Annotated in this window: 12 protein-coding genes; 6 read left to right on the top strand and 6 right to left on the bottom strand. The window is 46.5% G+C overall.

The annotated features are described in order from the left end of the window. The first annotated feature begins 29 nt into the window (after window positions 1-29). The 5 genes from CIK96_RS00570 to CIK96_RS00550 all read left to right on the top strand — a co-directional run bounded on the left by CIK96_RS00570 (window position 30) and on the right by CIK96_RS00550 (window position 6475). The gene (locus tag CIK96_RS00570) at window positions 30-2483 is read left to right on the top strand and encodes a DNA translocase FtsK (protein WP_094438995.1); all 2454 of its coding nucleotides are present in this window, start codon (window positions 30-32) and stop codon (window positions 2481-2483) included. Window positions 2484-2543: 60 nt separating this feature from the next. Beyond that, window positions 2544-3143 carry a LolA-like putative outer membrane lipoprotein chaperone gene (locus CIK96_RS00565; RefSeq protein WP_094438993.1) on the top strand — a complete coding sequence of 200 codons (600 nt, stop codon included), beginning with the start codon at window positions 2544-2546 and terminating at the stop codon, window positions 3141-3143. After that, window positions 3140-4636, top strand: a complete 1497-nt coding sequence (locus tag CIK96_RS00560; protein ID WP_094438991.1) for a DUF5687 family protein — start codon at window positions 3140-3142, stop codon at window positions 4634-4636. The genes CIK96_RS00565 and CIK96_RS00560 overlap by 4 nt, the downstream gene beginning before the upstream one ends. A gap of 26 nt (window positions 4637-4662) precedes the next feature. Further along, window positions 4663-5133 carry a 23S rRNA (pseudouridine(1915)-N(3))-methyltransferase RlmH gene (rlmH, locus tag CIK96_RS00555; RefSeq protein WP_094438989.1) on the top strand — a complete coding sequence of 157 codons (471 nt, stop codon included), beginning with the start codon at window positions 4663-4665 and terminating at the stop codon, window positions 5131-5133. Window positions 5134-5437: 304 nt separating this feature from the next. After that, window positions 5438-6475, top strand: coding sequence for a low specificity L-threonine aldolase (locus tag CIK96_RS00550; protein ID WP_094436725.1), 1038 nt, complete (start codon window positions 5438-5440; stop codon window positions 6473-6475). Window positions 6476-6629: 154 nt separating this feature from the next. Here the strand turns inward: CIK96_RS00550 and CIK96_RS00545 are convergent, their stop codons facing one another. The 4 genes from CIK96_RS00545 to CIK96_RS13140 all read right to left on the bottom strand — a co-directional run bounded on the left by CIK96_RS00545 (window position 6630) and on the right by CIK96_RS13140 (window position 8502). After that, window positions 6630-7127, bottom strand: coding sequence for a hypothetical protein (locus CIK96_RS00545; protein ID WP_094438987.1), 498 nt, complete (start codon window positions 7125-7127; stop codon window positions 6630-6632). 207 nt (window positions 7128-7334) lie between these two features. Then, window positions 7335-7445, bottom strand: a complete 111-nt coding sequence (locus CIK96_RS13145; protein ID WP_158214686.1) for a smalltalk protein — start codon at window positions 7443-7445, stop codon at window positions 7335-7337. A gap of 254 nt (window positions 7446-7699) precedes the next feature. Continuing rightward, window positions 7700-8122, bottom strand: coding sequence for a hypothetical protein (locus CIK96_RS00540; RefSeq protein ID WP_094438985.1), 423 nt, complete (start codon window positions 8120-8122; stop codon window positions 7700-7702). 221 nt (window positions 8123-8343) lie between these two features. After that, complete coding sequence (locus tag CIK96_RS13140; protein ID WP_158214811.1) at window positions 8344-8502, bottom strand: hypothetical protein; 159 nt, start codon at window positions 8500-8502, stop codon at window positions 8344-8346. 339 nt (window positions 8503-8841) lie between these two features. On the opposite strand from CIK96_RS13140, the gene CIK96_RS00535 reads away from it, so the two are divergent. Further along, entirely contained in the window at window positions 8842-9993 is a 1152-nt protein-coding gene (locus CIK96_RS00535) for an IS110 family transposase (protein ID WP_094435292.1), read from the top strand. A gap of 504 nt (window positions 9994-10497) precedes the next feature. On the opposite strand, the gene CIK96_RS00530 is transcribed toward CIK96_RS00535, so the two are convergent. After that, the gene (locus CIK96_RS00530) at window positions 10498-14523 is read right to left on the bottom strand and encodes a non-ribosomal peptide synthetase (protein WP_094435294.1); all 4026 of its coding nucleotides are present in this window, start codon (window positions 14521-14523) and stop codon (window positions 10498-10500) included. Between the two features lie 12 nt (window positions 14524-14535). Continuing rightward, on the bottom strand, window positions 14536-14730 hold the full coding sequence (locus tag CIK96_RS00525) for a hypothetical protein (RefSeq protein ID WP_144007460.1): 195 nt from the start codon (window positions 14728-14730) through the stop codon (window positions 14536-14538). Between the last annotated feature and the right edge of the window lie 89 nt (window positions 14731-14819).

Here is a 14819-nt window from a genome sequence, read left to right as displayed (position 1 = left end):
ATCATTAAAACATACCACCATCATATATTATGGCAAGAAAAAAGAAAGAACCCAAGACACCATCAGTAAGAGAGACTTTTGGCCTCGATAAAATACACTTTAGCGATCGCATTCTCCCCTTTTTAGGCTTGTTATTGATTGCCATTGCAGGATTTATGGCCTTCGCTTTCATTTCCTATTTCGGCACGGGAGCTGCCGACCAGAGCATATTGGAGAATCCACGTGCCGGTGAGATTCTCAATCTCAATGGTGAGTTTACCAACAGTTGCGGTTCGTTGGGCGCGAAGGTTTCTTGGTTCTTTATCAAGAAATGTTTTGGTCTCCCTGCCTTCCTCATTCCGTTTTTTCTCCTCCTTGCGGGCATCCGCATGTTGCTGACCTATAAAGTCAACCTGTTGAAATGGTTCATGTGTCTGACCCTCATCATGCTATGGTCGTCACTCACGTTGGCTAAATTCCTATCGCCGCTGTTCGTCGATATGCACTACAATCCCGGAGGCGATTACGGACAGACTGCTTGCGATGTGGTAGAAGGACTGGTTGGCACACCGGGCTTAACGCTATTGCTCATCATCCTGGCTATTGCGTTTCTGACGTATCTGAGTGCCGAAACCATTATTATTATCCGCAAGATTTTCAATCCTTTACGCTATGCCAAGAAGATTCATATGGAGATTCAAGTGGGTAAAGGTGAGCCGGAGGCGGACACACCTACCTTGGAGACGGTGGAAGACCCTGAAGTGTTTGACGATCCCGATGCACAGATTGTGGAGTTCGACCAAGTGAACGACCCACAGACGGAACCTATTCCCACGTTACAACGGTCTGTAACACCAGGCAATAAAGGCTTGTCAACAGAACCTGTTGCTGACGATAGTGCCGTGGAAATGACCGTTGATACTGGCGAAAAAGAGGAAAAAGCCACAGGTAAGAATTTGGCAGGTGAGAATGGAAGTCTTTCTATGCCTTATGACCCCAAGCTCGATTTGGAAAACTACCACTACCCCACGCTCGACCTGTTGAAGAAATACGACGATGACGGCAAACCATATATTGACATGGCGGAACAGAATGCCAATAAAAAACGCATCGTCGATGTGCTCCGCAATTTCGGAGTGGAGATTAGCAGCATCAAAGCTACCGTTGGTCCTACTATCACCCTCTATGAAATTACGCCTGCGCCTGGTGTGCGCATCTCGCGCATCCGCAATCTGGAAGATGATATTGCATTGTCTTTGTCAGCACTCGGCATTCGTATCATCGCACCGATTCCCGGCAAGGGCACCATCGGTATTGAGGTTCCTAATGCCAAACCCAATATCGTGTCGATGGAGTCTATCCTCAATTCCAAGAAGTTCCAGGAAACAACCATGGAACTGCCTTGTGCGTTGGGTAAGACCATCACCAACGAGGTCTTTATGTTCGACCTGGCAAAGGCGCCTCACCTTCTGGTGGCTGGTGCAACAGGACAAGGTAAGTCTGTAGGTCTTAATGCCATCATCACCTCTTTGCTCTACAAGAAGCACCCGTCGGAATTAAAGATTGTACTTGTTGACCCGAAAAAGGTGGAATTTAGCGTCTATTCATCTATCGATAAACACTTCCTTGCCAAGGTTCCCGATGATAATGCCGACCCCATCATTACCGATGTTACCAAGGTGGTACGTACGCTCAACTCGCTGTGTAAAGAGATGGATACCCGTTACGACCTGTTGAAAATAGCACAGGCACGTAATATCAAGGAATATAATAAGAAATTCATCAGTCGCCAGTTGAACCCAGAGAACGGCCATCGCTTCCTGCCCTATATCGTGGTCGTTATCGACGAGTTTGGCGACCTCATCATGACAGCAGGCAAGGAGGTGGAACTCCCCATCGCACGTATCGCTCAGTTGGCACGTGCCGTGGGTATCCACATGATTATCGCCACCCAGCGTCCTACTACGAATATCATCACCGGTACCATCAAGGCCAACTTCCCAAGCCGCATAGCATTCCGTGTCGGTGCCATGATTGACTCACGCACCATTCTCGACCGTCCGGGAGCCCAACAGCTCATAGGACGAGGCGACCTCCTTTACCTCAACGGCGGAGAACCTGTGCGCGTACAATGTGCCTTTGTTGATACTCCGGAAGTGGAGCGCATCAACACTTTCATCTCGCAGCAACAAGGCTATACGTCGGCCTTCGAACTGCCTGAGCCTGATACTGCCGACGGTGACCTTGGTGAAGCAGCTGATGTCGATATGTCACACCTCGACCCGATGTTTGAGGACGCTGCACGACTCATTGTCATGAATCAAAGCGGAAGCACCAGTCTTATCCAGCGTAAATTTGCCATTGGCTACAACCGTGCAGGCAGACTGATGGATCAGCTCGAACGTGCAGGAGTGGTCGGTGCTGCCCAGGGCAGTAAGCCACGCGAGGTGCTCATTCAGGATGAGGTAAGTCTGGAAAACATTTTAAACCAGTTGCGCCATTGATATTCAAATCTCCATTATCGCATATCACAACATAAACAGTATATCTAAAAACAGATCATCATGATAAAAATCAGATTATGGATTATAGGCCTTTTGGCTACCATCTTTACTACTGCGGCAGCACAGAGCGCCAAGAGTGTTCTCGACAAGACTGCCCAGGTATTATCTAACAAAGGAGGCGTTACAGCCGCTTTTACCATCCGTGGAGCGCAGAACACCGGTGCCAGCGGCACCATCTCGGTAAAGGGTCGTAAGTTTTATGCCAAGACATCGGCAGGAATCGTATGGTTTGACGGCAAGACCCAATGGACCTATGTTCCTCAAAACGACGAGGTAAACATCAACACCCCTACCGCCAGCGAACTGCAAGCCATCAACCCCTATGGCTTTATCTATCTCTATCGCCGGGGCTACACCCTCTCCCTGCAGACCAAGGGACAGCATTATATCGTTACCATGAAATCGCAACGTAATGCCATCCGAGAAATGATTGTCACCATCTCGCGCCAAAGCTACGTACCCTCACAGGTGCGCATGATGCAAAACAGAAAATGGACCACGGTAAATATCAGCGGTTTCAAGCGTGCCAACCTCTCCGATGGACTGTTTCGCTTCAACAAGAAAGTTTGTCCTAATGCCGAAATTATAGATTTACGATGATATCCTTTTTCAAACTCTATCTGCTGCTACGCAGAAACAATAAGTTAAGCGCGAAGCGTAATGTCATGTTCGAAGCAAACCAATATGGCAAACTCTTCGGATATATCTTTTTGGGTTTCATGGCAATCTATATGATAGGAATTGGAACATTTCTCGGATGGGCTTCGGCAAAAAGTCATGAGCCGGCGATCATCCTGTTGCTCATGCCCCTTTTCTTAATACTGGATTTCGGTTCGCGCTTTCTGGCACAGCAGACACCACTCATGCTCGTCAAGCCCTACCTGCTCATGCCCTTCAGTCGCTACCGTGCCATCGACTGTTTTCTTATTGACCAGCTGTTTTCCAGCAGCACCCTTATCTATCTCACACTTTTCATCCCCTATTTCTTTATTAATATATGCGGAGGAACACCATTCATAGCCGCTGTCGGCATGACGCTGTTGCTGCTGATGATGGTGGTGGTCAACAGCCAATGGTATCTGCTGGTACGTACACTCGTCAATCAGAAGGTGTACTACTGGATATTACCCGCCCTGTTCTATGGCTGTTGCATACTCCCCTTCCTGCTGATGAGCGACAAAGAGATAGATAAATCTGTGGATCATATCATGGACTTCCTCTGCGACTACGGATTTTCCTGGATGTCGGTATTGTTGTGGGCAGGATTGCTTGTTTTGCTGTTCTCACTCAACAGATGGTTGCAGATGCACTTTATCTATGATGAGATATCCAAACAAGAGAAGACCAAACTCAAGCACGTGTCAGAATTCAACCTGCTCAACCGCTTTGGACAGATGGGAGAATATCTCAAACTGGAGATTAAGAGCACCATGCGCAATAAAGCCATTCGCGGACGTTTCATCCAGGGCATTTGCATCATCGTCATGCTGTCGCTGCTTATCGCCTATACCGATATATACGATTCACCTACTATGCTCAACATCTGGTGCCTGTATTGCTTTGTGTTCTTCGGAGCAGTAAACCTCATCAAGGTCATGGGACCGGAGGGAAACTATATCGACCTGCTCATGGTCTATCGGGAGAACATCCTCACACTTTTACGCGCGAAATACTATTTCTATAGCGCCATCGTTCTCATCCCGTTTCTGTTGCTGCTTCCTGCCATCATCTCAGGGAAATTCTCTTTGATGATGATATTGGCATACATCTTCATCACTATCGGTCCGGAATACTGCTTGCTGTTTCACATGGCAATATGGAACAGACAGACACTTCCGCTGAATGAGAAGATCACAGGACGCAATCAGATGGAAAACAAGCTCCAGATGTTCATAGAACTCATCGTGTTCTTCGTGCCCATCATTCTGGTCAGCCTGTTGAGCGCATTATTCGGAGATGCCACAGCATACACCATTCTCACCATCATCGGACTGGCTTTCACGCTCGCCATGCCAATATGGATGAAGGCCATCTATCGCAGAATGATGAACCATCGCTATGCGAATCTTGAAGGTTTCCATTCATCAAGATAATATACCCCCGAAAATCATAGAAGCACATGAAGACTGTACTCCTGCAAGTAGGCAAAACCGTCAACAAGCATTTTGTTACCATTATAGACGATTATGTGGGACGCATCGGCCACTACATGCCCTTTGAGATAGTAACCATCCCCGAACTGAAAAACACGAAAGGGTTGAGTGAGGCGCAGCAGAAACAGGCCGAAGGCGAACTCATCCTCCGCCAGCTACAACCGTCAGACACCGTTGTCTTGCTTGATGAACAAGGCAAGCAGATGCGAAGTATCGAATTTGCAGCATGGCTGGAACAAAAGCGTGCCACAGCGCGTCGCTTGGTCTTCATCATCGGAGGCCCTTATGGTTTCTCCCCCGCTGTCTATCAGCGAGCCAACCATCAGATCAGCCTGTCGATGATGACCTTCTCTCATCAGATGATACGCATGACCTTCACCGAACAGATTTATCGTGCATGTACCATCATCAAGGGAGAACCCTACCATCATGAGTGAATAAAGTCGCACGGAAATTATTCAAGGAACACACAGAGCGTTTAGGTTACAGGTTATGGGTTATGGTTTAGAGATTCTAGTTAAAGATTATTATTTCTGGCCATAGGCCATATTTCATTAAAGATCTCCTCCAAAGATTTACCTATGGTTTGTTTTGTCGTGACTCAGCATAGTGAAAGCGCGCTCTCACTCTGTCTTCGCTACTCCAAAACATCTTGCGAAGCAACCTCCAAAAAATCTTTCCGTGCAATCCGTGCGACATAAAAAAATATTAATATAGTAAAACGCAAAAAGATAAAAAACTATGATTTCATTCGAAAGTGATTACAACAATGGTATGTTGCCAGAGATACTGGACGCTTTAGCCACTACCAACAAAGAGAAAACCTCTGGATATGGTTTTGATCCATACTCAGAAGCAGCAAAAGAGAAGATACGTAAGGCTATTGACAATAAGAATGCCGATGTGTTCTTTCTTGTAGGCGGTACACAGACCAATACCACCGTTATTGATGCTGTCCTCATGGGATGCGAAGGAGTGATAGGGGTAGATACAGCCCATATTGAGGTACACGAGTCGGGGGCAGTAGAAGCCTTCGGTCATAAGGTCATTACGCTGCCGGGAGAGAATAGCAAATTGTCTGCCAATACCCTGTCAGCCTATATGGATACATTTCTTGCAGACGAATCGCATCCTCACATGGTACAGCCTGGCATGGTTTATATCTCGATGCCAACAGAGTTTGGAATGGTATATACCAAGGAAGAACTGACTGCGATCTATGCAACCTGTCAGAAATACGACCTCCGTCTCTTCATCGATGGAGCACGACTGGGATATGGTCTGGTATCAGAAGCCTGCGACTACGACTTGCCATTCCTTGCCAGCCATTGTGATGTCTTCTATATCGGTGGAACAAAAGTGGGCGCCATGATGGGCGAAGCTGTCGTTTTCTCAGGAATGAAGGCCCCGAAATACTTCTTCACCACTGTCAAGCGTCATGGAGCCTTACTTGCCAAAGGCAGAATGTTAGGCATCCAGTTTGACACGCTCTTTACCGACCAACTCTATTTCAAGGTATCGCGCCACGCCATGACCATGGCAACTCGCCTCCGCAGCATTTTCCAGAAACACGGCATCGCCATAGCCTACGATTCCCCCACCAATCAGCAGTTTGTCATCCTCTCACCTACCCTCTACGATGCCCTTTCCAAGAAAGTAGCCTTCGAGATATGGGAAAGAAAGAGCGATACCGAAATCATCTGCCGTTTCGTAACGAGTTGGGCAACTAAAGAAGAAGAGCTCGATGAGTTAGACCATATTCTGCAAACTCTAAAGTAGGTAAAGTTTAATGTCACACGGAAATTATCCACGGACACACGGCCAAATAAAATCTGTGTCATCCGTGTCCTCCGTGGATAAAGAATACAGCGCCCCTTGACAACAAGGAGCGCTGTGACGATGAAGGAATTATGGTTAAGAAGAAAACGGAAGACTAACCCTCCAGACCTCCGCCACCAGGCTGTTCTGTACCCTGGTCGCTTCCACCGGGCTTCTGCTCAGTACCCTGCTCGCCGCTGCCAGGATTGGTAGTAGAACCGGTATCCTCGCCGTCCACATTAGGTGCATCGATGGAGTCAGGCAACTTGATGTTAAACTCCTTGTCCATGTACTTAAACAACACCTGGTTGACGTTAGAGAAGGCGAAGGTACGCTTCAGCTTCAGGGCATACTGGTAGATAGGAGTACCCTTGATGCCGTTCTTCTCGTTCGGGCGGTTAGCCTTAAGCCATGCGCTGCTGGCAGCCTGCTGTTTGGCGAACTTCTCGCGCTGCAGCTTCTGCTTCTCGGAAGCAGGACCCTTGTATGGGTTGGCGAGTTTGGCGAGATGGATTTTGTTACTAGACTTGTTAGTGGCGAAGTAGTCGTTAGACTTGTTACCATACTTACCACTGATACCTTTGATGATGTCGATTGCTTGAATTGTAGCCATAATAATTGTGTTTTTTTAAGGTTAATAACTGAACTTTCGCATGTGGGGAAGTTAAGGGAAGTTAGGGAGAAGTTAAGAGACAAATGTCCTACGTCTTCCGGAAAAAGGCTATTGTCTTTTAACTTCCCGAACGACCGTAGGGAGTGATAACTTCTTTAACTTCAATCAATTCCCTCAGTTGCGTAACTTGAATTAACAACTAATTTGTCAGATGCCGACGCAACTCTGAACGCCGAGTGTGGCGAGGAGTGCTGTGATCACGCTTACGATAAACTGGAGTACAGTCTTGAGCGTTTCTTTGTTTTTTGTGTTACTCATGGTATTAGATCATTGAAGTTACTTACTTGGCTGTTGTCACCTGCTACATTCGGGGCGCCTCCGAGATGCGTTCGGCTTCTGCCAGCCTTTTTTGTTTCTGTTGCAAAGATACGACATCCACAAAAATCAATCATACGTTTCTATACGTTTCCTGCGATTCGAGGATATTTTGTCAAATTTCTTACAAAATTATCTTATTATACACGAAACACACATCTTCCGTTCGCCAAACAGAAACTGTTGCGCCTCGCCACTCAACCACGGATGTTCGAATCGGCAGGCGGAAACCAAAAAGCCACATCAGGGCGCACAGGTTTCTCCTTGTTGGCACCTTTCGACTTCATATTTCTTTGCCATTCCACGAGCTTCTGCAGCTCCACTTCATCATGCTTTCGCGCGAAACGCATCATCGCTTCAACATATCCCTGCAGTTGGCCTTTTCCGCCTGCAGAACCTGCCGAAAGTGCACCTATCATGCCACAAAGTTCCTTCCAAGATAGGTCTGGATACAAAAATTCAGTTGCACTGATATGAGCTGCTGCAGCATCAAAAAGTGTCGGAGCGATAGGTTCACGCATGTCTGGAGATACCTGCGAGAGCACTAATTTCACAAAATCCAAGCCTTTTCCCAGTTTTGGCATGGCTGGAGCAGTCTTTGTTGTAATGTCGTAAGTCATTATATTACAGCTTTTTAGATTGAAATTGGATGAGCCTAAAAATATCAATATCAGTTATATCAGTTATTTTTTAAGGGGTACCCATTTCGCTCCCTACCTATATATTATTATATATATTATTGATTATTAATTAGTTATAAGTATTATATAAGGGGGTTGAAATTTTATATACCCTCAAAAAAACAACTGTAACTGATATTAACTGATATTTTGGCTAGAATTCACACTTCTTCTCCGAGGCCTGTTGCACTATCTACCAGTTGGGCAACCTGCCTCAGTTCTTTGGCAGTTTCCATACAGAACTTAGCGAAAGTGAGTTTCTCGTTGTAGTCTGGGCGATTGAACGTAGGATAGATAGTCCCATCTGGTTTTCTATTCACGTTGATATACCGTCCCACAAACACGTGTGGGTTACGCTTTACCGGCTATAACGCCTTTCCCACATGCTCCACGAAGAGGTAATGATTTGGCAATAGTTTTAACTTCTCCAATATTCATACGTTTGCTTGGCAAGCAACTCTTTTCTTTTGGAAAATTTACATAAAACCCCCGAATTATAAGCCAGTCGGGATAAAAAACCTAATGTCATTTCCCCGAATCGGGCAGTGTTTGAGAGAAAAAATGTCAAGTCCGCCACAGATTCTTGTCCTATATACGTGCTCTTTCGTCACAATTTTGTATATTTGGGGCCTATTGTTTAATCCTCTAAAGTTAGGCTTATGAGAATAGTATGCGGACTTGACGTGCACAAAGATAGCATATTTCTTTGTATTATGAGCAGCACGGGTGAGATTTTTGAGAAAAAGTATGGTGTTTTAACAAATCAGCTTGAGGAAATGCGTGATTTGATGCTCACGTATCACGTGCAGGAGGTTGGTATGGAAAGCACAAGTGTCTATTGGATTCCTGTATGGCGCATACTGGAACCGCATTTCAAGCTGAAACTTATCAACCCCTATTTCATCAAGCAGCTTCCCGGTCACAAGAGCGACGTGAAAGATGCACAGTGGATAGCCGAGTGCATGATGAAGGAACTGGTGCGCGGCAGTTTCGTTCCCCCTGAGCGCATCCAGCAGCTCCGTCTGTACGACCGTCGCATTTACGACCTTGATGATGAGATCATCCGTAAGCTGGCCAAGCTGGATGCGGCGGTGCAGCGGTGTAATATCCGTCTGAGCAATTATGTGTCAAACACGGATTCCGTAAGTTACAAGAGCGTGATAGACAAGATATGCGAGGGCGTGACATCCCCCGAGGAACTGGTTAAGGAAGTGCACGGGCGTATCATAAACCGTCATGGCAGGGAAACCATAATCGCATCGCTCAAAGGGTGCGTCACGGAGGCCGACATAGACATCATGGCTCAGCTCAAGGCGGAAATTGACATGGCAGAGGCGCACAAGCAGAAGTGCATGGACAAGATGCAGGAGATTTGCGAGAAAGAATACTCCGAGCAGCTGAGGAACCTTCAGACCGTTCCGGGGGTGAAGATGAGAGCCGCCACATCATTAATCGCAGAGATTGGCACAGACATGAGCCACTTCGAGACGGCAAACCATCTTTCATCATGGGCGGGACTGAAGCCTCGCAACGACCAGTCAAACAAGACTATCAAGTCACGGCGCATCACGCATGGAAACCGTTACCTGAGACGGACAATCATCCAGTGCGCATGGGGCGCAAGCCGAACCAAGGGCTGCTTCTTCAGCCGTTTCTCCTACCATCAGACACAAGTCAGAAAAAAGAACAAGATGAAAGTGGTTGTAGCCATATCACGCAAAATGCTCGTCTGCGCTTGGCACATCCTCAAAGAAGGAGTCGGCTATAAGGACTTTGACAACATGATTTTGACACCCTGCACTAAAGGGTGACAAGATATACCAGCCGTGCCAAGGCTACTATCTTTGTGGTGGTGACACCCCGTGATTGCAAATTAACCAATGGCACTGCTGGAGATGGAACCCAGTCTGAGTAAAACTCGAAGAGGAAAGTATCTGATTATCACAGGTCGGAAGAGGAACTGTGACGGATAACTATGCACCACAATTATGCGTTCTTGTGGGTTTTGTTGCTTGTGCAGGGAAATGAAATTAGGTTTTATAGAGGAAAGTTACGTCGAAAACATTTTCCTTACAATACCAAATAATTATAAAATCCTCATAATCGCATTAATACACTCATTTTCCCGTAGTTTTTTACTAATATCTCGGTATATTAATTCCTTACAAAATGTTCAAAATACCTACTATCATTATCCTGTTTCCGTCATCCTATTTACGCCCTACAAATCCCCTCCTTACCTCGTTTAAGGTATTAAAAGTGGCGGCAGTATCGTACTGAAGACATCAGTATTAAAACTTTTGCGACTATGATTATCAAAACGAGAAACTATTTAATACAATGTCCTGTATTCTGTCGAGAATGTCTTTCCGGTCTCGTACTTCCATATGGTTGCAGTCGAGAAGATGGCAGGGAGAAGCGGGATAATGGGAGTTCCAATTGTCTATGTTCCCCTTCCACGATTTTCTCATCTTTTCGTTTTCTTCTCTGGTCTTTCCCTCGTCATTGGCTTGGTTCTCATGCAGGATGGGCTTGTTGACCATAATGTTCACTACGGTGCCATCGTAGTTTAATTCGGGCATATCGGCATATACCTTGTCGAAGATTTCAAGGCGACGGTCGTTAGACTTCTGAGTGGTATCAAGGTTCAGGAAGTAATAGTTCTTGCGGTCATATACGGCTTCGATGTTCACCACACTGAGATTAATGCCGGGATGACGCTGACTCATAAACTTGGCAAATGCGATGGCTATTTCGGCTCCGATGCAATAACCGGTCAAGAAAAGGACTTGCTTGTCTCTCAATGCCACCATCATAAGGTCTTCGTATGTTTCAAACAAAACTTGGAGGGAGACATCCTTGCCGCCAATGAAGAAATTGTATATCGACTCGATGTTAAAGACCGAGAAGTTCTTCTCGAAACTGGAAATGACAGGCATGTTATAAGGGTATGACTCCACAAAACCGTTGAAATAAATAATCACCGGCTTTCTCTCGTCGGTACCCTCGCCCCAAGAGTATAGGTTCCTGTCGATGTTGTCTGTTAAGTTCTTCACACTCTTGAACTTCAAAACGTCGAAAGTGGTGAAGAAGACATAGGCTTTGGATGCCGACATATGAACAAAATCATCCAATAGAGCCTTGTTCATTCCCGCCTCAAAGAGGTCGGTATCGGCATCAATTCCTTCTGTGCCCATCACCTCCCTGGCTATGGAAAGGAGTTTAAGGCAAGCGTTGTCGTCGGTGTTGTCAAGCATTGTGTCGATAAGCCGTGCCATGCCTTCGAGAGTGGGATTCTCGTAGATGTTGGACGCGTTGACGGAGATACCGAAATGCTTGTGAATTCCATATACGAGTTGAATGACCATTATCGAATCGCCACCCAAAGAGAGGAAACTGTCGTTACTGTCTATAAAATCCTTGTTTAGCAGGTCGCCCCAAATCTTTACAAGACGTCTTTCCGTCAAAGTGGTTGGCGCATTGTAGTTGGCAAGGTCTGTCTCGGAAACTGGCATAGGGAGTTTTTGCCTGTCGATTTTACCGCTCGTGTTGTATGGAAATGCCGTAAGCGGCACAATAGCCGACGGAACCATATAAGAAGGGAGACGGTTGAGGACATGGGCTTTAAGGTCATCAACAGGGAATTTTTCCGCGTCAGGAACGAGGAGATAAGCCACAAGCATTTTGTTTCCGTTGTTTTCCCTTATCATTGCCAAGACATTCTTGATGCCATTGCCAAATTCCGAGATTATCGTCTCCACCTCGCCCAACTCTATTCGGAAGCCGTTCAGCTTCACCTGATGGTCGGTGCGTCCGAGGAACAACAGATGCCCGTTGCGGTCACGCATCACAAGGTCGCCGCTCTTGTAGAGTACGAGATTACGGTGGTTTTTCCTGTCGTCGTCGGATGCAAAGGGATTGGATATGAACTTGGTTTGGTTAAGGTCGGGCCTGTTGATGTATCCGTCAGACAACTTTACTCCACCGATGTATAGCTCTCCCACGGCATAGTCGGGCACCATGTTCTGATGGCTGTCGAGCACATAGGAAGCTACACCTGGCATGCTGGTGCCAATATCGTTGACGGCAGATCGAGGCGTAACGATGTTGTATGTTACATCGACACAGTTTTCCGTAGGTCCATAGGCATTGATAAACAACCTGTCCTTGCTCCAAAATTCTATTACATTATTATTCGTCAAATCGCCTCCTACCACTATAGTCTTCAAGGCTGGCAAATCCGTATGGGGCAAGGTGACAAGAAGCACTGGCGGAATGTTTATGAGCGAAATCTTGTGACGAGTGAGGAAACCAAGCAGCAGGCTCGTGTCCCTTCTCTCTTCCTCCAAGGGCAGATAGAGTGTAGCTCCGATGGCAAGAGATGGAAAGATTTCCACCACGGAGGCGTCGAAAACAATGTTGGCAAACTGCATTACCCTCGACTCTTCGGTCATCTTCTGCAAGGCAATGTTGTTGACAATAGTTTGGCTAAGCATTGAGTGCCTAATTGGAACGCCCTTCGGCTTGCCCGTTGTCCCGGAGGTGTAGATGATGTAGGCGACATCGTCTGGAAGAACCTGGGGCAAAGCCACAGATTCGTCGTCGGCAATGATGTCAGCTGCACTTGGGTCAAGACACGGTAGAGTGCCGAACATATCACGTGTTTCCCTATGGGTGAACACAAGCCGTAGGGAAGCGTCGTTGACGATAAATGCGATGCGGTCCTTCGGATGGTGGATGTCGATGGGCACATAGGTGTTGCCTGATTTCAGTGTGGCGAGTATTGCCACAATCATATCGATGGTCTTGGGCAATGCAATGCCGATATTGGACCGTGCAATGCCCATGGCATGCAGTTTGCGGGCAAGGACATCGCTCCGTTTGTCAAGTTCAGAATAAGTGATTTCTTGTTCCTGATGCACCACTGCAATGTGGTTGGCATGTTCCATCGCCTGTTTTTTGAACATACAGGTGAAGGGATCGTGGTTGGAGGCAAGTTGTAGGTTTGCCTGCTCAATCTCTATGAGTTCTTGCTGTCTTTGAGGGTCGATGAGCCTTATCTGCGACAACAAGACTTTGGGATTGTCCGTCACCTGTCGGAGGATGTATCCGAAGGTGTGGCCCAGCATCTTCACATATTCCAATGATATGGTTTGCTTATAGCGCAAGTCACAAGTCAGTTGTTTGTCGGCGTCGATGACAAGAAGCAGTTCGGCAGACACGTTGGTGTTGACGTGTCGCCAATCCAACACCTCGCAATCTTTGAAATCAACGGTTAACTCATCCAGTTTCAGAGGATAGTTAATGCTGAAATTAAAAGAGTCCCTTATGGCGTTGTGGGTCTTTGGCAGATAGTCGCCATAGATGGCAAAAATATGCTGTTGCTCTGCCATACGATTGGAGTTGGAGTATTCCAGAAGGTCGGTGAAAGACTTGTCGGAAAATTCGCTGAAAGGGTATTTGATGGGGAAATTATTTACAAACACGCCTAAAAGCGGACAACCCTTGGGACGCATGTTCAAGGCGTGGTCCAAGGCTATGGCACTGGTGTTAAGCACCTTAGACAGTGTAAGAGTCCAAACGGCGGAATAGACTCGAAAATGGGTGGTGTTGCATTGCTTGCATAGCCCGCTGACCTTAGAGTCCATCTCCTCTCCAAGGCGGAAACGCCAGGTGTTGGGCGCATCTGTGGTCTTGGTGTTGTCATACACTGTCTGAGGCAGTATCACCTTCACCGGCACATCTTTGATATATTGCTTCCAATATGCGGTGTCGGCGGCATTGTTTGTCTTGAACTGACTGTCGAGCACCTTGTTGAACTGCAAGAGTTGTTCAATTTGGTTTTCAGCGACATACCTGTTGTCCATCAGCTGATTGTAGATGGTTGTCAGGCGGTCGAAGAATGTCCTTATCGACATACCGTCCATAACCAAATGATGGAACGAATGGAGCAGATAGTGGAGTTCTCCCTTCCTTATGCAGCAGAAACGGCAAGGCAGCTCACGACCAAGGTCGAAGGGCACATTGACAAGGTCAGACAGCATCTTTTCAACGTGTTCAGCATCAGTGTCTTTGTCAATGGTGAGGAGCTTGAACGGCAGTTCAAAATTCTCCTGTGGAACGAAATAGGGATTGCCGTTATCGACCTCGACGATGGAAGAAAACGGCGGATATTCAACCATTATCTTCCTGTATGCCTCCTTCAGGACAGGCAACGACAGATTTCCCTTGATGATAAAGGTATGGTTAGGGTCGTTATATTCTGTGGACGGCGATTTCAACAAATCGTCCATCCAGAATTTTTCTTGAATAACATTTAATCTTATCCTTATTCGTGTCATTGTGTAATCTCATTAAAAGACATAAGAAACCTTGGCAAGGAAGTTAAACTTCTGCTGTGGTATTGGCAATATGAAACTCCCGCCTTGGTAATAGTCTTTGTTCAACATGTTGTAGAAATCTACCGATGCCTTAATCTTCGAGTACTGACAGTCGATGCCCGAATTGACAATCACCCTTCCGTCGATTTGATATTCAGGATTCATCACATTATTCTATCCTATGAACACTGTTGGCAGCGAGATAGGTGAATACTGTTTTGAGAGAACCTGGACATTTGCACGCAGGTTCATGCGCC

Source organism: Prevotella sp. P4-98 (assembly GCF_002251405.1).
GTDB lineage: Bacteria > Bacteroidota > Bacteroidia > Bacteroidales > Bacteroidaceae > Prevotella.
Note: the sequence above shows the minus strand (reverse complement) of the source record. Positions and strands in the feature narration are given on the sequence as shown.